The following is a 21,015-nucleotide window of genomic DNA, read 5'->3' as shown; positions in this document are numbered from 1 at the left end:
GGAGCGAGCGAAGCTCGCGTCTCGAAGGAGGAGAAGCCATAAGCTTTCCTCACCCTCCTCCTTCGAGACGCCGCTTCGATTTCCGATCGAAGCGGACCCTCAGGATGAGGGTGAGGCGAGGCAGCATCGTAGTGAAAACCGCTACGTAACGATCGCCTTCAAGATCGACAGCGGCGCTTTCGAGCCCTTGACGCCGGCGAGAAGAATGCGCGTCGCCGACGCCTCGGCGCGGGTGTGAATGGGCTGGATCGACACGCCCCCTAGCCTGCCCTCGACAGCCGCGAGACATTCGGCGAGCGCGTCGGCGCGGTGAATCATCACGAAACTTCCGCCGGGCGCGAGCAGCGCGAGACAGGCGCGCATCCAGTCGACGAGCGGCGCGCTGGCGACATGGGCGCGCGCCTTGGCCGCGTCGGGCGTGACGCGCACTTTGCCGGCGTCGTGAAACGGCGGATTGGTGAGCACGAGCGCCGCCTTTTCGTCGATCAGTCCAGCCGCGCGGCGCGATTTCGCGGCGAGCGCGTCGGCTTCGTAAACTGTCGCCCTTGCGTCAAGCGCATTTGCGGCGATGTTTTCACGCGCGAACGCGCAAGACTCGGGGTCGATCTCCACAAGTCCAATGGTCGCGCGAGGGGCGCGCAGCGCCGCCATCAGCCCGACCGCGCCCGCCCCGGCGCCGACGTCGAGAATGAAGCCCTCCTGGTCTTCGGGGGTCGCCGCGGCGAGCAGCACGGCGTCCGTGCCGGCGCGATGCCCGGCGGCGCTTTGACGCAGGCGCAGGCGTCCGTCGAGAAAATCGTCCAAACGCGCGTCTTTCATAGGAGCGTGAAATCTCACATGATGCGGCGCGGCGGGCAAGAGCGTCGCGCCGGGCCCCCTTCCCCGCTTCGCGGAAGAGGGAGCAAGACTCGGCGCTTCATCAATCGCGACGCTGCTTTATCCGCGCCGGCTTCGCGCTGCGTTCGCGCCATTCATCGCCATTCAGCGCCGCTCGTGAGCGTCCCCTCTCCCGCAAAGCGGGCGAGGGACAGGGAGGGGGCCGCCCCACCCTCCCCTTCAAGGGAGGTGGTTGCGCGCCGCCTCCGCCGTGACTTGCCGCCTCCATCCCAAAGCCGTAAGTTCCCGCGACAAAGCGCAAGGCTTAAGGGGGGTCCGTGGGTATCGTCATTCCGCTCGATGAGAAAAAGGACGCCGGCCTCGACAGCCTCCTCGAACTCATCAAGCCCGACCTGGAGCGCACCAATCAGCTGATTATTCAGCGCATGGGCTCCGACGTCACGACGATTCCCGAGGTCGCCAACCATCTCATCTCCGCCGGCGGCAAGCGTCTGCGGCCGATGCTCGTTCTCGCCACCGCCGGCATGTGCGGCTACAGGGGCGATGGGCATCTGAAATTCGCCGCCGGCATCGAATTCATGCATACGGCGACGCTGCTCCATGACGACGTCGTCGACGAAAGCGACATGCGCCGCGGCAAGATCGCCGCCCGCATGCTGTGGGGCAATCAGACCTGCGTGCTGGTCGGCGACTTCCTGCTCGGCCACGCCTTCAAGATGATGGTGGAGCCCGGCGTCATCGCGCCGCTCACCGTCGTTTCGCAGGCGGCGGCGGTGATCGCCGAAGGCGAGATCATGCAGCTCAACGCCGCGAAGGACACGACCACGACCGAGGACGCCTATATGGGCGTCATCCGCCGCAAGACGGCCGAGCTTTTCGCCGCCGCGGCCGAAGTCGGGGTGATGCTCGGCGGCAAGCCGAAGGCCGACGAGGCGGCCGCCCGCAGCTACGGCATGAATCTCGGCATCGCCTTCCAGCTCATCGACGACGCGCTCGATTACGGCGGTTCGTCGGCCAAGCTCGGCAAGAACATTGGCGACGACTTCCGCGAGGGCAAGATCACGCTCCCCGTGGTGCTCGCCTTCCGTCGCGGCAATGAAAAAGAACGCGAGTTCTGGCGGCGCACGCTGGAACAGGCCGAGATCAAGGACGGCGACGTCGAGACCGCCTGCGGTCTGATGAAGAAGCACAAGGCGCTCGACGACACGATCGAGCGCGCGACGCATTACGGCGCCATCGCACGCGACGCGATGGAGATTTTTCCCGCATCGCCCTGGAAGAGCGCGCTGCTCGAAGTCGTCGACTTCTGCATCGACCGCGTCTACTAGACTAGAGCGCTTCCCGATCACATGGAATCATGTGATCGATAAGGAATCGCTCCAAATCAAAACGTTGGAGCAGGTTCTCATCGAAAAAGTCTGTCAACTTTTTCGGAACCTGCTCTAGCGCCGCCGGCCGCCGGAAAGCGACCGGCGCGCCGATCATCCCTTCAGACAGTCGGTCTTGAAGTGCTTGCGGTCTTTGCCGTGAAGCCCTTTGGCGTCGGCTTGCGCGCGGCAGTCTTTTTCTCTCTCCGCATGCGTCCTGACCGGCGCGGCGCTCGCAGGCTGCGCAGCGGCGGCGGGCGCTTCAGCGCTTGGCGCGGGCGCTTCCGCAGGCGCGGCGCTCTTCGGCGCGATCTCGGCGGGCGGCGCCCAGGCGGTCGGCGCGTCAGTCGGCGTGGACGCCTTCGGCTCGGCGAGCGCGGCGGCGCCTAAGGAGAGACTGACGCAAAAAACGCCAGCGGCAATGCTTTTCATATTGGTGAACATTTTAAGTTTCTTCTTTGCTTCGAGGCGCGCCGCAACGCCACATGTTGATCCAGGTCGCGGCGCGACTCCATCACGCGCGAGCGCGTATATTCGTCGGCCACGCCTCAAGCTTAGGCGATTTATGACAGTTTGTCTTTGATGCAGCGCAGCAGCGCCAAAACGCCTAGCGCCGCCACCACACATAGATCGCGGCGCCGGCGATGAAGCTCACATAGACGATCTTCCATGCGAGCCGGCGCAGCATGGACGCGCGGCGCGCCGGAATGTCGCTGGGGCGGGAAATCCTTCGCTCGCCGACGGAAACCGGACTGAGCGCAGCATGGGAGTAACGCATGAATCGCTCCTTATCCAAAAGCGGACAGGTCATTGCCGCAAGGCTAAGGCGCGATTGATTTACAAATTGCTTCGCTCCCATCCGCCCGAGAGATCGCTGCGCAGCGGGCCACGCGGTGATAAAAGCCTCTGACGAAATCGGCGGAGGATGCCATGGCCCGCGACACGGCGGCGAAATTATCGGAATGGCGATTCGAACTCGCGGGCGCGGCGCCGCCCGTCGCCGCGCAGCGCCACACGCGCAGAGTCATTCATGGCCGCGTGCTCGATGATCCCTACGACTGGCTGGCCGCCAAAAACTGGCGCGAGGTGCTGCGCGATCCCGATGCGCTTCCCGTCGACATCGCCGAACTGATCAAGGCGGAAAACATTTACTGCGATTGCGTCATGGCGCCGCTCGAGAATTTGCGGAGAGCGCTGGTGGCCGAAATGCGCGGCCGCATCAAGGAGGACGACAGCGACGTGCCCGAACCCGACGGGCCTTTCGCCTATTACGAACGTTTTCATGAAGGCGCGGAACATCCGCTCTACTGCCGGACGCCGCGGGAAGGCGGCGCCGAAACCGTGCTCCTCGACGGCGATGCGCTCGCCAAGGGCCACGATTTCTTCGACATCGGCGACGCGGCGCATGCGCCCGATCACGCGCAGCTTGCCTGGAGCGTCGATGACGCGGGATCGGAGCTTTACGACATCCGCACCAGGGCGCTGAGCGAGGGAATCGACCGCGCCGACGTCGTGAGCGACAGCGACGGCGCCATTGTCTGGCAGGCCAATTCGAAAGCATTTTACTATGTGCTGATCGACGAGAACCATCGCACCGCGCAGGTGTTTCGACACGAGGTGGGCGCCGATCCCGCCGACGACGCGTTGATCATTGAGGAAACCGACAGCGCCTGGTTCGTCAGCCTGCATGAAAGCCGCTGCAAGCGTTTCGCCATTGTGTCCATCCACGGCCATGACGCGACGGAATGCTGGCTGATCGACCTTCGCGAAGACGATCCGGCGCCGCGCATTGTCGCGCCGCGCGAACCGCGACTGCGCTACGGCGTCGAGCCGCATGGCGACCTTCTCTATATTCGCAACAACGCCGACGGCGCCGATGATTTTCGCATTTCCGTCGCGCCGCTCGCCGAGCCGGGCCGCGAAAACTGGAAGGACGTGGTCGCCCATCGCGACGGCGCGATGATCGACGGCTTCACCGTTTATGCGCGTTATCTCGTCTGGCTGCTTCGCGAGAACTCGTTGCCGAAGCTCGTCATCCGCGCGCTCGCGACCGGCGACGAACATGCGATCCATTTCGAAGAAGACGCCTATGCGCTGTCGCTCGACCCGGGGCTCGAATTCGATACGGATGTCCTCCGTTTCACCTATTCATCGATGACGACGCCCGACGAGACTTACGACTACGACATGGCTGCGCGCACGCGCATCCTGCGCAAGCGTCAGGAAATTCCCTCCGGACACGATCCAAAGAACTATGTGACGCGGCGCCTGTTCGCGACGGCGCGCGACGGCGAAATCGTGCCGATCACGCTCTTGCATCGCGCCGACTTCACGCCCGGCGGAGACGGCGCGCCGCTGCTGCTCTATGGCTATGGCGCCTATGGCTACGCGCTCGCGGCGAGCTTTAACGAAGACGCGCTATCGCTCGTCGATCGAGGCTTCGTCTATGCGCGCGCCCATATTCGCGGCGGAACGGACAAGGGCTGGCGCTGGTACGAGGACGGCAAGCTCGAGAAGAAGCAAAACAGCTTCTTGGACTTCATCGATTGCGCGCGGCATCTGGTCTCAGCCGGCTACACGCGCGAAGGCGGCGTCGTCGCGCAGGGAGGATCGGCGGGCGGTCTGCTGATGGGCGCCGTCGCCAACGCGGCGCCGGAGCTGTTCGCCGGCGTCATCGCCAGCGTGCCTTTCGTCGATACGCTGAACACCATGCTGCGCGACGACCTTCCGCTGACGCCGCCCGAATGGCTGGAGTGGGGCAATCCGATCGCCAGCGCCGAAGCCTATGATCGCATCGCCGCTTATTCGCCTTACGACAATGTGCGCGCGCAGAACTATCCGCCGATTCTCGCGATCGCCGGCGTGACCGATCCGCGCGTCACCTATTGGGAGCCGCTCAAATGGGTCGCGAAGCTTCGCGCGACGATGAGCGGCGGCGGCCCCGTGCTGCTGTTCACCCATATGGGCGCGGGCCACGCCGGCGCCTCGGGCCGTTTCGAAGCGCTTGAAGACACGGCGCTGGAATATGCCTTCGCGCTCGCCTGCGCCGCACGCGCATACAACGACGACAGAGATGTCCTGGTGGAATGCTGAGGCGGAGGGCTGCATCTCCCAAGAGTCGGGAAATGCAGCAATGAAAGTCCGTTAGAAAGTCACTTCGTGGGGTGCACCCACTCCGAATCGGGGGGTATGACCGGCTTGCTCTCGGCGGCCGGAGCGCTCGTTTCAGCGGGCGCGCTGGGCGCCGCCGTTTCGGCAGGCGCTGCGCTCGCTGCAGCGGGCGCTTCGCTTACCGCAGCGGGCGTTTCGCTTTGATCTTCGGCGCGGACCGGCGCGCCGAACATTGCGCCCGCAGCGATTGCGACCGTCAACAGCAGTAGTTTTTTCATATGGCGAATCCCCCTTTGGATTGGGCCCGAGTCGCGGGGTTGCGCTCATCTATGGCCCGGGCGGATTATAGTCGGCGAGTTCCTCGACTCAAGGAATAACGCCAAGCTTGAATTCGCGTGTTGGATTCGCCTTCATTGCGCAAAAGGCGATCGGCGACTCTGACGACGCTGAGTTCGGCCCATGCGTCGCGAAGCCGCCGATCGATTCACACATGGCGATTCCAGACTCGTGTTTTCTTGCCGCTGATCGCAGTTCGAACTGACGCTACGAACTTGGCCCCTTCTTCCGCCGGATCTCTTCGGGCGGGGTCCACTCCTGCCCGCTCTGGGTTCCTTTCTTGCCCTCCACCGCGGGCGCGCCGGCCGAGGTTCCACTTGGGCCGGAAACGCCGCTTGGATTGACCTCCTCGGCTTTGGGATTGTCCTTCTGCACCGATCCCGAAGGCTCGACTGGCGCGCCGGCGGCCGGCCCCGACGTCACGCCCTGCTCCTGTTGCTGCGGCTGCGGCTGCTGATCCGACTGTTGCTGCGGAGACTGCCCTTGCGGCTCCTCCTCGGCCAACGCCGCAGGCGCCAGAAAAGCGAGGGCAAGGCCTCCGATGACGGCAATTCTCGTCTTCATGTCGAACTCCCTGGAGAGGCGCCAATGCGCAATATTCGCCCGCGGGTAAATGGAGGAGGGAGGAAAACTAGCAATGGCGATGGCGCGCCGTGTAGCGCAGGCGTTTTCTTTGATTTATGGAGCTTACGCTCACGCCAGGAGGAAGATGATGGCCGTCGACAGCAAGCACGCCGAAACGATTGCGCTCCACGCCGGCTGGCGCGCTGATGCGACCAACGGCGCCGTCGCCGCGCCAATCTATCAGACGACCTCCTATCAGTTTCACGACACCGAGCACGCCGCCAATCTTTTCGCGCTCAAAGAACTCGGCCACATCTATACGCGCATTGGCAATCCGACGACCGGCGTCTTGGAGGCGCGGCTCGCGGCGCTCGAAGGCGGCGTGGCGGCCCTGGCGCTCGCCTCTGGACAGGCGGCGTCAGCGCTATCGCTACAAAATCTCGCGCGCGTCGGCGACAATGTCGTCTCGTCCACCGACCTTTACGGCGGCACCTGGAACCTCTTCGCCAATACGCTGAAGGACCAGGGCCTCGAAGTGCGATTCGTCGATCCGGCCGATCCCGAGAATTTCCGCCGCGCCACCGACGATCGCACGCGCGCTTATTACGCCGAGACTCTGCCTAATCCGAAACTCACGGTGTTTCCGATCGCCGAAGTGGCGGCGATCGGCCGGGAGCTCGGCGTTCCGCTGATCATGGACAACACCGCCGCGCCAATCCTCTGCCGGCCGATCGATCATGGCGCGGCGATCGTCGTTTACTCGACCACAAAATATCTTGGCGGCCACGGCACGTCGATCGGCGGCGCCATCATCGACTCCGGCAATTTCGACTGGGAGAAATTTCCGCAACGTCAGCCGGCGCTGAATACGCCTGATCCGAGCTATCACGGCGCCGTCTGGGTCGAGGCGGTCAAGCCGATCGGGCCGGTCGCCTATATCATCAAGGCGCGCGCGACGCTGTTGCGCGATCTCGGTCCGGCGCCCTCGCCGTTCAACGCTTTTCTCACGCTGCAGGGCGTCGAGACGGTGACGCTGCGCATGGAGCGTCATGTGCAGAACGCGCAGAAGGTCGTCGACTTCTTGAGTAAGCGCAGCGAAGTGACGCGGGTCATTCATCCTTCGCAGCAGACAGGCGAGATGCGCCGGCGCGCCGACGCCTATCTGAAGGGCGGCTATGGCGCGCTGCTCGGCTTCGAACTGAAGGGCGGTCTCGACGCCGGCCGCAGATTTATCGACGCGCTGCAGATGTTCTATCACGTCGCCAATATCGGCGACGCGCGCAGCCTCGCCATCCATCCGGCGACGACGACGCATTCGCAGCTCGCCGAGGAGGCGCAGCTCGCGAGCGGCGTCACGCCCGGCTATGTGCGGCTCTCAATCGGCATCGAACATATCGACGACATCATCGCCGATCTGGAGAAAGGGCTGAACGCGGCCGGCGCATAAGGCGCTCCCTTCTCCCGTGAAGAGAAGGGATGCGCCAACTCACGGCTTCGTCGCGAGCCGGTCCACGATCGCGCGAATGGCGGCGATCTGCGGACCTTTCTTGGTGTGGTGCTCGGCGTTGTCATAGCCCCACCAGTCCCAGCAGGCGTTGGGGTTCCACACGAAATTCAACGTATAGAACGGCCAACCCCAGCCCCAGCGGCTGATGGTTTGCGGATAGACGACGATGATGTGGTTCGTATCCGCCCAACGATTGTAGCCGGCGTTCTTATAGAAGGCGTCGCCGATCTGGGCGGCCTGCTGTTTGCAGCCATGCAGCGCGACATGCACGCGGCACGTCTCCAAGGCGCAGACATGCGGCACATAGGCGTAGCCGACATCGCTTAAACTGTGATTGTAGGGATTGCCGTCGGGCAGAAATTCCTTCTGATCGAACTCGACATATTTTCCGGCGGGCTCTGCGCTCGGCGGATTGAGCGGACCGTAGATCTGTTCGAGCAAGGCTTTCGCGGCGTCGAAGTCGCAATCGACGATGAACGGAGCCTTGGTCGCGGCGCAGTCCTTGTCGCCATAGTCCTCGGTCACCATGGCGTGGCCGGCGCCGATGTCGTTTCGATAGACGATGCGGTCCGGCGGCACATAAAACGCATAGTAATCGCGCGCCGCATCCATCACGACGGGAAGCACCACGCCGTCCTTGCGGCCGGAAAACAGCCAGACGCGCGCATCGTTCAAATTGGCGACATCGTCTATCGCCCCGGAGCGTGCGAGCGAGTCGGTGATATCCGTAAGATGCGCCGGATCCGGGACAGGGTGGGCGGCGTCCGGCTTCATGCAATTGCCGGTCGCGCGATTAGAGCTCTGCTCCGCGCAATCGTACGGCACGCCAGCGATGATCCCCGCGCCTTTGACAACGCCGGAATGCGCCACATGGAACTGCAAGGCCATCGCCGCGCCCGATGAAAGCCCTGACACGGAAGTCTCGGACAGATTTGCGCCGTAAGCCGGCAGGCGCTCGGCGCCCGACGCAGCTTCGATCGCAAAAAGGGCCGCGATGGCGACAGCGACAAGGATTTTTGATTTAAGCAAACTGTTGCACATGAATTCTCTCCTTCAAATTACGCGCCCCAAGCTCAATACGCGCCAAGATCGATACCCGCCTCCAAGACCAAATCTATACAGAACGCCAAAAATCAGACGCTCCGATGACCCTTCACGATCAGCGGATTGCCCGCGACGACAAGCGCGACGCTTCCCGCACGCCGTGAGACAGCCTGATGCAATTCGCCTGCCGCATCACGGAAAGAACGCGCCAGCGCATTGTCCGGCACGATCGACAATCCAACCTCGGACGAGACGGCGACGGTCGGCGCCGAGCGGGACGACAGCGCTTCAACAAGCGCGGCGCGATCGCGCGAAAGATCAGCGCCGCCGAGCAGCCGATTGCTCAGCCAGAGCGTGAGACAGTCGATCAGCAGCGGCCCATCGACTGGCGCCTCCCGAATCGCTTCGACGAGCGCTTGCGCCGCTTCGACCGTGCGCCAATCCTCGCCGCGTCTTGCGCGATGCGCGTCGACGCGCGCGCGCATTTCCTCATCGAGAATGTCCGCCGTCGCAATATAGGTCCAGGGCGACGGATGCGTGACGATGAGACTTTCCGCGTAAGCGCTTTTGCCTGAGCGCGCGCCGCCGAGCACAAGGGTAAGGTGCGGATTTTCGTTCATGTCTGGGCTCTTTGGAGCGCCGTGCGGGCAAGCAGAGCCCCCTCGCGATCGAATATGATGACCTCCAATTCGCTCTCCGCCGCATCGAGCGCCCGCGCGGCGGTTCTCCACGCGGCGCGGGCGATCGGCACCGGAAGGTCGACCCCGGCGCTCCGCGCGACCTGCAAGGCTTCGAGCGCGCTGTTGGCGCTCTCGATGAGCGCGGCGATCTCTTCGCCCGCGCCGACCTCGCGCGCGGTTTGGGCGAGCCGCGCAAAATCGACGCTCGAGCGCCCCGAATGGAGATCGAGCCGTCCTTGCGCGAGCTTGGTCATTTTGGCGAAGCCGCCGCCGATCGTCACGCGCGCGACCGGATGCGTGCGAAGATATTTCAACAGCCCGCCGACGAAATCGCCCATTTCGATGAGCGCCGTCTCCGGCAGATCATAAAGTCGCTTCACCGCGGCTTCGGAAGTCGAGCCGGTCGTTCCGGCGACATGCGCCAGACCGCTGGCGCGCGCGACATCGACGCCGCGATGGATGCTGTCGATCCAGGCGGCGCAGGAAAAGGGCGTCACGATTCCGGTCGTGCCGAGAATGGAGAGTCCGCCGACGATCCCCAGTCGGCCGTTGAGCGTATGTTTGGCGAGCTCCTCGCCGCCGGGGATCGAAATCTCGATGTCCGCGTCCGCGCCGACGCCGATCTTCGCGCTCGCCTCGATAATCGTCTCGACCATCATCTTGCGCGGCACCGGATTGATCGCCGGCTCGCCGGGCGCCAGCGGAAGCCCCGGACGCGTCACCACGCCGACGCCCTCGCCCGCGAAAAACCGCACGCCGGCGCCGGCAGCGCCGCGGCGCACTTGCGCGCAAACAAGCGCGCCGTGGGTGACGTCCGGATCGTCGCCGGCGTCCTTGACCACGCCGGCGCGGGCGACATCCGCGTCCCGTTCGAAGGTCGCCAGCGCGAAAGCCACGCGCTTTCCCGACGGCAACGCGATCTCGACCGGGTCGGGCGGCGGCGCGCGCGTCATCAGCGCCTCGAAGGCGGCGCGCGTCGCGGCGGTGGCGCAGGCGCCCGTCGTCCAGCCGCGGCGCAAAGGACGCCTGCTTCCCGCATCGCTCATGCGCCCTCTTTACCGCGAAGCGCGAGCGCGCGACACCGGCGCGCCAATCCGCTAAAGATGCGGCGATTTTCCAGATTCGAGGAGCACGCTTACATGTTGCGCAGCGTTTCATCCTTTCTCGGCCTTATCGCGCTGGCCGCCTCCGAGTCGAGCGGCGCCCAGGCGTTCGAACTCACAAGTCCCGACATCGCCGAAGGCAAGACGATCGATATGGCGCATGTCTATGATTCCATGAGCTGCACCGGCGAGAACGTCTCGCCGGAGCTCAATTGGAGCGACCCGCCGCCCGGCACCAAGAGCTTCGCCGTCGCGGTGCACGATCCCGATGCGCCGACGGGCGGCGCCGGCTTCTGGCACTGGCTCGTGGTCGATATTCCGGCCGACGCTCGCGGCTTGAAGCGGGGCGCCGGCGACGCGTCGGGCAAAAATCTGCCGCCCGGCGCGCATCATTTGGAGACCGACTTCGGCGACAAGGCCTATGGCGGCCCCTGCCCGCCGCCCGGCAAGCCGCACCGTTACGTCTTCACCGTCTATGCGCTCAAGACTGAAACGCTCGGCGACGCCGCTCATGGCCGCACCGCCATCGCGGGCTTCACCATTAATCAGAATGCGCTCGCCAAGGCCTCGATCACCGCGCTTTTTGGACGGTGAATTTCGGCGTTGCGCTTCTGGCGCTCGCCATCGAGGCGGGCGCCGGCTATCCGGACGCGCTTTTTCGCAGGATCGGCCATCCGGTGACATGGATGGGCGCGCTGATCGCCGGGCTCGATCGGGGGCTGAACCGTGAGGGCGAGTCCTTCGCGCGTCGACGATCGACAGGCGCCCTCGCGCTCGCCATGCTTCTTGTCGTCGCCGTTGGGAGCGGCGCGCTGATCCAACGCGCGGCGCTCGCGCTTCCACTCGGCTGGATTGCGCTCGCTGTGCTTGCGTCCAGCCTTCTGGCGCAGCGCAGCCTTCATGCGCATGTCGCCGCGGTCGCCGAGGGTCTGGCGATTTCGGTGCAAGACGGCCGGGCGGCGGTGGCGAAAATCGTCGGCCGCGACGTATCGGCGCTGGACGCCTCCGGCGTCGCCCGCGCCGCCATCGAGAGCCTCGCCGAGAATTTCTCCGACGGCGTCGTCGCGCCGGCGCTCTGGCTCGCATTCTTCGGCCTGCCGGGCGCGCTGGCCTATAAGATCGTCAACACCGCCGACAGCATGATCGGCCACAAGTCGCCGCGCCATCGCGCCTTCGGCTGGGCCGCGGCCCGCTGCGACGATGTGATGAACTTTCTTCCCGCGCGCGCATCGGCGGGCCTGCTGGCGATCGGCGCCTTGGCGATGAAGGGCGCGTCCCCGGCCAAAGCGCTGACCACGGCCTGGCGCGATGCGCCGCATCACGTCTCGCCCAACGCCGGCTGGCCCGAAGCCGCGGCTGCGGGGGCGCTTGGCCTCAAGCTCGGCGGGCCACGCGCCTACGGCGGGGCTGAGGCGGTGGACGGCGCGAATCTTGGCGACGGTCGGCGCGAAGCCAATGCGGCGGATATTCGCCGCGCTTTGGCGCTCTATCAGATTTCAACCGCCACGCTCTGGTTTTTGCTTGCAGTCGGGGCCTTGACTGCGAGAGTATGACAGAACTGCAAATTTTCAGGTCCGTGGGCCACAGCTCTGCTCGCCAGTTTTCTAACTTTGCCCATCTTGAATGTGTTATAAGCTGATTGTGCAGTGCAACATGAAACCGCAGCGCGGCGCTGCGACGGGGGTGGCGGGGAGAAGCGTAAAGATGGACCGTATGTCTTACCAGCTCTACGAAATGTTGCACTTGGCTTTCGCACCGGCGCGGGCCGCGTCGGACGCGATGTTGCACGCGATGAAGAATCCGCTCAATCCGCTGCATCATACGTCGTTCGGCCGCAACGTCGCCGCCTCGGCGGAGCTGTTCGAGCGCATGACTCGCCGCTACGGGAAACCGCTGTTCGGCTTGGACACGACGGTTGTCGACGGCGCCGAGGTCGAGATCCTCGAGGAAGTCGTCTGGAGCCGCCCCTTTTGCGGCCTGCTGCATTTCAAGCGGCTGTTCACTGGTCCGGCGCCCCGACAGTCGAAATTGCTGATTGTCGCGCCGATGTCCGGCCACTATGCGACGCTGCTGCGCGGCACGGTCGAAGCGTTCTTGCCAACCCACGACGTCTACGTCACGGACTGGAGCGACGCGCGAACGGTGCCGCTCGTCGACGGCTCCTTCGATCTTGACGATTACATAGATTATCTCGGCGAAATCATGCGCTTCCTGGCATTGGACGCGACCCAAACGCCGTTGCATACGCTTGGCGTCTGTCAGGCCTCGGTGCCGCTCATCTGCGCGATCGCCGCGATGGAGGCGGACAACGATCCCGACGTTCCGGAATCGATGGTGCTGATCGGCGGCCCCATCGACCCCCGGGTGAATCCGACGGCCGTCAACAAGCTGGCGCAGCAGCGCGGCATGGATTGGTTCCGCAGCCACTGCATCCACACCGTGCCGTTTCCGCACGCGGGGATGGGACGCCAAGTCTATCCGGGCTTTCTGCAGCTCTCCGGCTTCATGTCGATGAATTTCGAGCGCCATATCTCGGCGCATCTCGAAATGTTCAACCATCTCGTCGAGGGCGACGGCGACTCCGCCGAAAGGCATCGCGATTTTTACGATGAATATCTCGCGGTGATGGATCTGACCGCGGAATTCTATCTTCAAACCGTCGATCGCGTGTTCGTCCGCCACCAGGTGCCGCTCGGCCTGTTGCGCCACCGAGGCAATCTCATCGACCTCAAAGCGATCAGCCGCACGGCGCTCTTCGCCGTCGAGGGCGAAAAAGACGACATTTCCGGCGTCGGCCAGACCGAAGCCGCGCTGGATCTCTGCGCCAACATTCCTGCCGCCCGAAAGCGCCATTATGTGCAGAAAGGCGTCGGCCATTACGGCGTCTTCAACGGCTCGCGCTTTCGCGACGAGATCGCGCCGCGCATTCGCGCTTTCGCGCTGGACATGGAGAGTCTCGACGGCGTCGGGACGGCGCGTCCTCACCTTGCATGGAGCGCGGAATAAAGGCAAACTCCGCGCCCTCGCCGCGCGATCAGAGTGGACGCTTTCGCGCGCCTGACGCAATTATCCAAAGGACATTCGATGGACGTGCAGGACGCAGCCTCGCGCGAAGCGCTGCAAAAAGAAATCGACGCCATTCATTGGTATCATGAGTTCGATTTCGGAGACGGGCTGCGCGCCCTCAGCGTGTCGCAAGCCGACGATCACCGTCGCATCTGGCGCTTCATCGAGAGCGAACTCGACAAGATCGATTTCGCCGGCAAGAGCGTGCTCGAAATCGGCTGCTGGGACGGATTCTGGAGCTTTTACGCCGAGCGGCGCGGCGCCAAGCGCGTTCTTGCCACGGACGACGTGAGCCAGAATTGGGCGAGCGGCGCCGGACTGCGTCTCGCCAAGAAACTCCTCAAATCAAACGTCGAGATCAATCAGAGCGTCTCGATCTACGAAGCCTCGAAGCTCAACGAGACTTTCGACATCATCCTCTGCCTGGGCGTCTATTACCATCTCGTCGACCCCTTCGCGGGTTTCGCCGAAGTGCGGCATCTCATGCACGAAGGATCAATCGCGATTTTCGAAGGCGACGCGACGCTCGAATTGCGACCCGACACCTATTATTGGGACATGTCGGATTCGGCCAAATCCTGCTTCGTGCCGACGCAGTGGGGCCTCAACCATATGCTGAAGACGGCCTATATGGATGTGGCCGCGCAGAGCTGGATGCGTCCGCCGCCGGGGTTCAAGCTCAATGTCGATCCGGCGCATCTTATCGGCTTCACCGGCGCGCTTGACCCTTCGGGTTTCGCGCCCCTGAAACATCGCGAGCGCATTCTCACCGTGGCGACGCCCTTCAGCGGCGAAAATCCGCTGCATCCCTACAAGCCGCCCTTCAACCTCGCGACATTCGACACGCGCTGGAAATAGCGCGGTTATCCGCGCGCATGGAGCTTGTCATTCCCGGCAGGCCGAAGGCCTGACCGGGAATCCAGAATCGATCCACGAAGGCTGATCTTGCTCTGTATTCCCGATCGCGCGCGTTGCGCGCGTTGGGAATGACGCAAGCAGCTCACAGGGTCGGCGCGAGGCCCGCGACGAAATTCTCCCGCGCCAATCTCATCAGGAATCCGCTTGTCGCCTCGTCGGCGAGCCAGGCGTCGACGCGCGGATTGCTGAGCTGCGACGGATCGTGCTTGCCGTAGATATTGTAGCAGGACGCGATGTACTGCGGCAGCGTCAGGAAGTCGCCGACGGTCGTCGAGATATGGTGGTTCTGCAGCTTGAACATGTAGCCGCCCTGCGCCCCGTAACGCTTGGCGATCGGCGGATAGATCGGGAAGATCTCGCTGCGCGCGAGGTCATGGATGGCGTAATAGTTGAAATTCACCGCGCGCGGCTTGAGTGAGACCCTCTCGAAAAGCTTCTTGGAGAGATCGAACAGCACGAAGCTCATCGGATGCACGGTGCTGTACATGAAGACGCCCCGGCGCGACCAGTTCATCAGCTCGGCCGAAAGGTCTAGTCCATATCTGTCGCGCGTCGCATCGAGCAATTCGCGCGACGCGTCGTTCCACATGTCGAAATAGCCGAGCGCGTCAAAGACGTTCTCGTTAAAGAGCGCGTTCGCCATCTCGATCGACAGGCCCTTCCGATAGGCGAAAAGCGCGATCGCCGAATGGTAGGGACCGATCGGCCCGCAAACGAAACCATGCATGCGCGACAGATCGTGAATATAGACGAGATCGGGATGGAAGGCCGCGAAGGTGATCGCGGGAAACATGATCGTTTTCGGCAGACGCTGGCGTAGTTCCTCCGATCCGCCGCCGCGCACATGGCCGTCAAGAAAGTCATGCGAGAAGACGTAATCGTACGTCTCCAGCGTCTTGACGAAGAGGCCCATCGTCGAGCGGGCGCGGGCGATCATCGAGAAATGATCGACCGTCGCGCTCGGATCGAGCACTTTCATCGCATAGGCGACGCCGAAACTCTGGCAGTTGCCGATGATGGCGATCCGCGGCCCGGTGTTGCGCATGATGCGGCCGGTGAATTTCGCGATCCTCGGCTCGATGGCGTATTGACGCCAGGATTTTAGAATCTGTCTGTCAACCTGCGTTAACATGCGGTCTTTCATGAATTGGCGACGGCGCGGGCGTTCTCAGCGGCGCCGCCGGGTGACAAGCGGGCGGGCGCCGTCTATGTTGCGACGCCAGAAGGCGGCTCGCGAACGACGCGGGAAAATCTCGATCCGCGACCATCGGGCGGATCAGAAAGGAGTGCGACCATGGCGGAGAACCCCTATAGCTCCCTACCCGACCATCGCTTTTGGCGCAAGGCGGTGACCTCGCTGCCGCCCTTCGCGCTCGATCCGATCATTCGCACGCCGTTCAAGATTTCGCCGCAGGACAAGGTCGCCACAGGCGGCAGCTGCTTCGCGCAGGAGATCGCGATGCGCCTGCAGGCGAGCGGATTCCATTATTATCTCGCCGAGCAGCCGCCGGCCGGCATGTCCGCCGATGAAGCGCTGCGCCGCAACTACTCGATGTATTCCTGCCGCTACGGCAATCTCTACACGACCGCGCAGCTGCTGCAATTGATCCAGCGCGCCTATGGACGCTTCACGCCGCAACTCGATTTCTGGAACCGTCCGGAAGACGGCCGCGTCGTCGATCCGTTCCGGCCGCGCATCGAACCGGACGGATACGCCACTGTCGACGAGATGCGCGCCGATCGCGCGCGGCATCTCGCCGCGGTCCGCCACATGCTCGAGACGATGGACGTCTTCGTCTTCACATTCGGCCACACCGAGACCTGGCGCCACAAGCCGGATGGCGCGATCCTGCAGCTTGCGCCGGGCGTCGCCGGCGGAACCTGGGATCCGGGCGTCTACGAGTTCTACAATATGACGGTCAGCGAAGTCGTGCGCGACTTCATGGCCGCCGTCGACCTCATTCGCGAGGTCAATCCCAAGGTTCGCATCGTGCTGAGCGTGTCGCCTGTCGGCATTATCGCGACCTACGAAGATCGGCACGTCATCGAATCGAACTGCGCCGTGAAGGCGATTTTGCGCGCCGCTGCCGACGAGGTGGTCCGGGCAAGGCCGAACATCGCCTATCTCCCGTCCTATGATCTCGCCACGGTTTCTCCGAACGTGCCGATGTTCTATCGGGAAGATACGCGACGCATCAATCCTTATGGCGTCGATCGCGCCATGAGGGTGTTCTTCGACCATTTCACCGATCGCCGAAAAGAGCAGGATGCGGTGAAGGCGGTGAAAATCGACGTCGCCGCTGAAGCCGAGAGCAACTCCCGCGTCGTCTGCGACGAGGAAGCGATCGAGTCAGCTTAAAGAATGACGGCGGCGGGTCGGCGGTCGGGGTCGATTCGCCAGGAACGCCGAATGATGCGCCGACCGCCAAAGGACGCTTCAATGATTATTGGTTCGCTTGCGCTCGCGACGGCTGGCGCTTTCACCGGCGCTTCGCTCTACGTCAACTATGTCGAACAGCCGGCGCGGCTTGCGCTTACTGACGACGCGCTGATCAAGGAGTGGGAGCCCTCCGATCACCGCGGCTTCATCGTGCTCGCAAGTTTCGCCGCGCTTGCCGCCCTCTTCGGCTTCATCGCCTATCGCGAACTCGATGACGTCAGATGGCTATTCGGCGCGCTGCTCGCCATCGCGAGCTGGCCCTACACCTATCTGGCCATCGTGCCGCTCAACAACCGCATCCTGGCGCTGATCCAGGCCGACGCGGCGCATGAGGCGCGCAAGGTCATCGACCTTTGGGGGCGTCTGGAGCTGGGTCAAACCGCGCTCGGCCTGGTCGCGACGCTCATCTACGTCTGGGCCGCCGCCTGATTTCCGAGAGGCGCGTTTAGCCAAAGTTCATCGCGGATGCGTTTATCTGAGAAGCGCGTCTTGGAAGCGTCGCCATTTTTGAATTGCGGATGACATGACCTACGATCTCATCGTGATCGGATCCGGTCCAGGCGGTTACGTTTGCGCGATCCGCGCGGCGCAACTTGGATTGAAGACGGCCGTCGTCGAGAAGGACCCGACATTCGGCGGCACATGCCTCAATGTCGGCTGCATTCCGTCGAAGGCGCTGCTTCACGCGTCGCATATGTTCGCGGAGGCGGCGCATGGATTGGCGCCGCTCGGCGTCATGGTCGATCCGCCGCGTCTCGATCTTGCGGCGATGATGAAGCACAAGGACGACACCGTCGGCGCGAACGTCAATGGCGTCGCCTTCCTGTTTCGAAAGCACAAGATCGAGTCGTTTCGCGGCGTCGGCCGGCTGAAGGGCGTCGGGCGGGTCGAGGTCGTCGGGGCGGAAGGCGCCGTTCAGACGCTGGAAACGAAAAACATTGTCCTCGCCACCGGCTCCGCCGTCGCGCCGCTGCGCGACGCCGCCGGCGCGCAGATTCCGGTCGACGAAAAGCTGATCCTTTCGTCGACCGGCGCCTTGGCCTTGGCGAAGACGCCGAAGCGGCTGGCCGTCGTCGGCGCGGGCGTCATCGGACTCGAGCTTGGATCGGTCTGGCGCCGGCTCGGGACGGAAGTGATTGCGATCGAATATCTCGAGCGCATTCTACCGGGCTTCGATCTCGAGATCGCCGCGCGCTTCCAGAAGATCCTCGAAAAACAGGGCTTCGCGTTCCGCCTCGCCTCCAAGGTGACAGGCGTGCGGCGCGAGGGAGCCGGCAAGGCCGAGCGCGCCGTCGTCTCCTATTCGTCGGTCGACGGCGCGACGTCCGACACGATCGAGGCCGACGCCGTGCTCATCGCGACGGGCCGCATTCCGTTCACGCAGGGCCTCGGATTAGAGGGCGCCGGCGTCGCCCTGGAGCGCGGGCGCATCGTCATCGACGAAGGCTTCGCGACCAATGTTCCGGGAGTCTACGCGATCGGCGACGTCGTGCGCGGACCGATGCTCGCCCATAAGGCGGAGGACGAAGGCATCGCCGTCGCCGAAATCCTCGCCGGACAGGCGGGGCATGTGAATTACGGCGTCATTCCGAGCGTCGTCTATACGATGCCGGAGGTCGCCGCGGTCGGCATGACCGAGGAAGAGGCCAAATCCCGCGGGATCGAGGTTGCGATCGGCAAATTTCCCTTTACCGCCAATGGCCGCGCGCGCGCGATGCGCGCGACCGACGGCTTCGTGAAGATCATCGCCGACGCCGCGACCGACCGGGTGGTCGGCGTCCATATTCTTGGCGCCGCGGCCGGCGAATTGATCGCTGAAGCTGCGGTGTTGATGGAATTTTCCGGCTCGGCGGAAGATCTCGCGCGCACCTGCCACGCCCATCCGACGCTCTCCGAGGCGATGCGCGAGGCGGCCTTCGCCGTCGCCAAACGCGCCATCCACATTTGAGCCGTGTCGGCCCCGCGCGATTGCCGGGGCTTGAGCTTCGCACCCGCCGCCTGTGAGAGGAAGACGTATGGAAAATTGGAAACAGCGTCTGAAGGACGCGTTCTGGTTCACGCTCGCCCTCCTCTTTCTGGTCGAAACCTGGCTGTGGGATCATTTCAGCCAATGGCTGCACGCTCTTGGACGCGCGCTTGGGCTTGAACGCTACGAACGGCGGTTCAAGGACTTCGTTGCGACGCTTACGCCGTTAAAAACATTAGGGATATTTGTCGCGCCAGCGTTCGCGATTCTCCCGGCCAAGCTGATCGCTTTTGGGTTAATCGCGCATGGACATGTGTTCACGGGGCTTTTGGCGATCCTTCTCGCCAAAACGCTGGCGCTCGGCGTCATGTCGTTTCTTTTCGACATCTGCCGGGACAAGCTGATGCAGCTCGACCGCTTCCGTCAGATCTATTCGGTCGTCATCGCGATTCGCGCCTGGGCGGCCCGACTGGTCGCGCCGTTCAAACAGCGCATCCGTCAGACCGCCGACGCAATGTGCAGGCGAATAGAAGCGCTTATCGGCGTTGACGCCGGCTCGCTGACGCGCGGCGTCGCGCGCTTGCGTGAACGCGCGCGTCAGAAACTTTCGGCGTGACTATTCGCAGATCGCGTATCCAAAGCAGAAATCGTCGTCGCTGGGCGACGGCCGAGAGAGAATCGTCGTGGCGCTTGCAACGCTTGCCGCGAACAGGAACAACATCAACACATATAAAACCAAATTGCGCATGACGGGCCCAGCCTTCCGCCTCTCGCTCCATATGAAAACTTGAAAGGCGCGGCGCTCCGACTCTCCGCTCTTTCGAGCGTTGATTGGGGCGCGCCGGCCTTTCAGAAAAGAAACGCAGATGTCGGGCGCGCGTTCCACACATCGCGGGAACGAACGAAAATTTTACTGGCAAATCGCGTAGCCGTAGCAAGGATCCGAGGGTTTCGCTTGCGCGGACGACGCGAGGTAAGCGCCCGCGCCGGCGAATTCCAGCAAGAGAACGCAGACCACCAGGACTAAGCAGCCCATGCTTGTCGTCGGACGCATAATCAATCCCCCACTTTGGTCGCCCGCACCCTGCGAACATTCGCGACATTAAGGTCCGCTTGACCCTGGCGCAGTGCGACGGCGCACATGCGCGACCGGTCTACGGCCGGTTTCGCTCGGGCTGCGGTCAGGCCGAGCGACGGGCGAGCCGTCTGACGGCAAAAAGACGACGCCCTCGCGCTGGGCGGAGGGCGTCGCAGGAAGCTTAACGAAGTGTGGCGAGAGGCTTAGAGCACGACGACTTTCGTGCCGACCTTCACGCGGTTGTAGAGATCGATCGCGTCGATGTCGCGCATGCGAATGCAGCCCGAGGACACCGCTTGTCCGATCTTGTCCGGCTCATTGGTGCCGTGGATACGATAGAGCGTATCCTTGCCGTTCTGATAGAGGTAGAGCGCCCGCGAGCCGAGCGGATTGTCGGGACCGCCTGGCAGACCGCCGGCGTCCGCGGTCGGCTGCAGATGCGGCCAGCGCTCGAGCATGTCCTTTGGCGGGATCCACCGCGGCCATTCCTGCATGCCGCCGACATAGGCCCGGCCGGTGAAGGCCATGGCGTCCTGTCCGGTGGCGACGCCGTAGCGCACGGCCTTGCCGCCCGGCATGACATAGTAGAGGAACTTCGAGCGGTTATCGACGATGATCGAACCGACGGGCTCGTTCGTCTTATAGTCGACGAGGTAGCGTTCGTATTGCGAACTGACCCCAGCTTTAGGCGCGAGCGCCATGAATTCGGCGTCGCGGCCGTTAAGCCTCGGATCGGGAAGAGGCGTCCCCCCGTTGCAGCCAGCCAAAAAGACAGCAAGAAGCGCTGACGCCGCCGTCACATATCTGAAACTCATTTCGGGCACTCCTTCCCGCCGCAAAACAGTTGTTACGATTTTCTTATCATGAACTTTGGCGCTGGGATCACGTCTTCCGAATTATTCCCTTACTGTTGCGCCGGCGCCACGCTGACCGGCGCGCCGCCCTCGAGCTTTACGATTTCTTTTCCATGGACAGAAAGCCGGAGAAGGCGGAAAATC

General features: G+C 63.5%; 21 protein-coding genes. 11 read left to right on the top strand and 10 right to left on the bottom strand.

Annotation, left to right across the window (positions count from 1 at the left end):
- Positions 1-141: 141 nt before the first annotated feature.
- Entirely contained in the window at positions 142-819 is a 678-nt protein-coding gene (locus BN69_RS14950; protein ID WP_041926995.1) for a tRNA1(Val) (adenine(37)-N6)-methyltransferase, read from the bottom strand.
- A gap of 335 nt (positions 820-1,154) precedes the next feature.
- On the opposite strand from BN69_RS14950, the gene BN69_RS14945 reads away from it, so the two are divergent.
- Positions 1,155-2,165, top strand: coding sequence for a polyprenyl synthetase family protein (locus BN69_RS14945; protein ID WP_014892474.1), 1,011 nt, complete (start codon positions 1,155-1,157; stop codon positions 2,163-2,165).
- Between the two features lie 153 nt (positions 2,166-2,318).
- Here BN69_RS14945 and BN69_RS14940 read toward each other — a convergent pair whose 3' ends face one another.
- Positions 2,319-2,648 (bottom strand): PsiF family protein, encoded by a 330-nt coding sequence (locus BN69_RS14940; protein WP_014892473.1) that lies wholly within the window; start codon positions 2,646-2,648, stop codon positions 2,319-2,321.
- 163 nt (positions 2,649-2,811) lie between these two features.
- Complete coding sequence (locus BN69_RS19505; protein ID WP_158491325.1) at positions 2,812-2,982, bottom strand: hypothetical protein; 171 nt, start codon at positions 2,980-2,982, stop codon at positions 2,812-2,814.
- Positions 2,983-3,134: 152 nt separating this feature from the next.
- Here BN69_RS19505 and BN69_RS14930 point away from each other — a divergent pair, with 152 nt between their 5' ends.
- Positions 3,135-5,297, top strand: coding sequence for a S9 family peptidase (locus BN69_RS14930; RefSeq protein ID WP_014892472.1), 2,163 nt, complete (start codon positions 3,135-3,137; stop codon positions 5,295-5,297).
- Positions 5,298-5,356: 59 nt separating this feature from the next.
- On the opposite strand, the gene BN69_RS14925 is transcribed toward BN69_RS14930, so the two are convergent.
- Both BN69_RS14925 and BN69_RS14920 read right to left on the bottom strand, forming a co-directional pair.
- Positions 5,357-5,593 carry a hypothetical protein gene (locus BN69_RS14925; protein WP_041926993.1) on the bottom strand — a complete coding sequence of 79 codons (237 nt, stop codon included), beginning with the start codon at positions 5,591-5,593 and terminating at the stop codon, positions 5,357-5,359.
- A 265-nt stretch (positions 5,594-5,858) separates the two neighbouring features.
- Entirely contained in the window at positions 5,859-6,215 is a 357-nt protein-coding gene (locus BN69_RS14920) for a hypothetical protein (RefSeq protein WP_014892471.1), read from the bottom strand.
- A gap of 148 nt (positions 6,216-6,363) precedes the next feature.
- Here BN69_RS14920 and BN69_RS14915 point away from each other — a divergent pair, with 148 nt between their 5' ends.
- A complete protein-coding gene (locus tag BN69_RS14915) occupies positions 6,364-7,662 on the top strand; it encodes an O-acetylhomoserine aminocarboxypropyltransferase/cysteine synthase family protein (RefSeq protein WP_014892470.1) in 1,299 nt (432 codons plus the stop codon).
- 39 nt (positions 7,663-7,701) lie between these two features.
- On the opposite strand, the gene BN69_RS14910 is transcribed toward BN69_RS14915, so the two are convergent.
- The 3 genes from BN69_RS14910 to BN69_RS14900 all read right to left on the bottom strand — a co-directional run bounded on the left by BN69_RS14910 (position 7,702) and on the right by BN69_RS14900 (position 10,492).
- Complete coding sequence (locus BN69_RS14910; protein WP_014892469.1) at positions 7,702-8,763, bottom strand: extracellular catalytic domain type 2 short-chain-length polyhydroxyalkanoate depolymerase; 1,062 nt, start codon at positions 8,761-8,763, stop codon at positions 7,702-7,704.
- Positions 8,764-8,855: 92 nt separating this feature from the next.
- The gene (gene cobU, locus BN69_RS14905; RefSeq protein WP_014892468.1) at positions 8,856-9,386 is read right to left on the bottom strand and encodes a bifunctional adenosylcobinamide kinase/adenosylcobinamide-phosphate guanylyltransferase; all 531 of its coding nucleotides are present in this window, start codon (positions 9,384-9,386) and stop codon (positions 8,856-8,858) included.
- Positions 9,383-10,492 carry a cobalt-precorrin-5B (C(1))-methyltransferase gene (locus tag BN69_RS14900; RefSeq protein WP_014892467.1) on the bottom strand — a complete coding sequence of 370 codons (1,110 nt, stop codon included), beginning with the start codon at positions 10,490-10,492 and terminating at the stop codon, positions 9,383-9,385. Before BN69_RS14900 ends, cobU begins: the two co-directional genes overlap by 4 nt.
- Before the next feature lie 93 nt (positions 10,493-10,585).
- Here BN69_RS14900 and BN69_RS14895 point away from each other — a divergent pair, with 93 nt between their 5' ends.
- The 4 genes from BN69_RS14895 to BN69_RS14880 all read left to right on the top strand — a co-directional run bounded on the left by BN69_RS14895 (position 10,586) and on the right by BN69_RS14880 (position 14,473).
- Positions 10,586-11,143: a YbhB/YbcL family Raf kinase inhibitor-like protein gene (locus BN69_RS14895; protein WP_014892466.1), complete on the top strand. Its 558-nt coding sequence runs from the start codon at positions 10,586-10,588 to the stop codon at positions 11,141-11,143.
- Positions 11,140-12,102 (top strand): adenosylcobinamide-phosphate synthase CbiB, encoded by a 963-nt coding sequence (gene cbiB / locus BN69_RS14890; protein WP_014892465.1) that lies wholly within the window; start codon positions 11,140-11,142, stop codon positions 12,100-12,102. Before BN69_RS14895 ends, cbiB begins: the two co-directional genes overlap by 4 nt.
- Before the next feature lie 151 nt (positions 12,103-12,253).
- Positions 12,254-13,555 (top strand): polyhydroxyalkanoate depolymerase, encoded by a 1,302-nt coding sequence (locus BN69_RS14885; RefSeq protein WP_014892464.1) that lies wholly within the window; start codon positions 12,254-12,256, stop codon positions 13,553-13,555.
- Positions 13,556-13,633: 78 nt separating this feature from the next.
- Positions 13,634-14,473 (top strand): class I SAM-dependent methyltransferase, encoded by an 840-nt coding sequence (locus BN69_RS14880; protein WP_014892463.1) that lies wholly within the window; start codon positions 13,634-13,636, stop codon positions 14,471-14,473.
- Positions 14,474-14,615: 142 nt separating this feature from the next.
- Here BN69_RS14880 and BN69_RS14875 read toward each other — a convergent pair whose 3' ends face one another.
- Entirely contained in the window at positions 14,616-15,665 is a 1,050-nt protein-coding gene (locus tag BN69_RS14875; protein WP_014892462.1) for a WcbI family polysaccharide biosynthesis putative acetyltransferase, read from the bottom strand.
- 162 nt (positions 15,666-15,827) lie between these two features.
- Here BN69_RS14875 and BN69_RS14870 point away from each other — a divergent pair, with 162 nt between their 5' ends.
- From BN69_RS14870 to BN69_RS14855, 4 genes are all read left to right on the top strand, one after another.
- Positions 15,828-16,892 carry a GSCFA domain-containing protein gene (locus tag BN69_RS14870; RefSeq protein WP_014892461.1) on the top strand — a complete coding sequence of 355 codons (1,065 nt, stop codon included), beginning with the start codon at positions 15,828-15,830 and terminating at the stop codon, positions 16,890-16,892.
- A gap of 81 nt (positions 16,893-16,973) precedes the next feature.
- Positions 16,974-17,402: an anthrone oxygenase family protein gene (locus BN69_RS14865; RefSeq protein WP_014892460.1), complete on the top strand. Its 429-nt coding sequence runs from the start codon at positions 16,974-16,976 to the stop codon at positions 17,400-17,402.
- 94 nt (positions 17,403-17,496) lie between these two features.
- Positions 17,497-18,921 (top strand): dihydrolipoyl dehydrogenase, encoded by a 1,425-nt coding sequence (gene lpdA / locus BN69_RS14860; RefSeq protein WP_014892459.1) that lies wholly within the window; start codon positions 17,497-17,499, stop codon positions 18,919-18,921.
- A gap of 67 nt (positions 18,922-18,988) precedes the next feature.
- Positions 18,989-19,555, top strand: coding sequence for a hypothetical protein (locus BN69_RS14855; protein WP_014892458.1), 567 nt, complete (start codon positions 18,989-18,991; stop codon positions 19,553-19,555).
- A gap of 665 nt (positions 19,556-20,220) precedes the next feature.
- On the opposite strand, the gene BN69_RS14845 is transcribed toward BN69_RS14855, so the two are convergent.
- Positions 20,221-20,832: a L,D-transpeptidase gene (locus BN69_RS14845; protein WP_014892456.1), complete on the bottom strand. Its 612-nt coding sequence runs from the start codon at positions 20,830-20,832 to the stop codon at positions 20,221-20,223.
- Positions 20,833-21,015 lie beyond the last annotated feature (183 nt).

The sequence above is a fragment of the Methylocystis sp. SC2 genome (assembly GCF_000304315.1).
Taxonomy (GTDB): domain Bacteria; phylum Pseudomonadota; class Alphaproteobacteria; order Rhizobiales; family Beijerinckiaceae; genus Methylocystis.
Note: the sequence above shows the minus strand (reverse complement) of the source record. Positions and strands in the feature narration are given on the sequence as shown.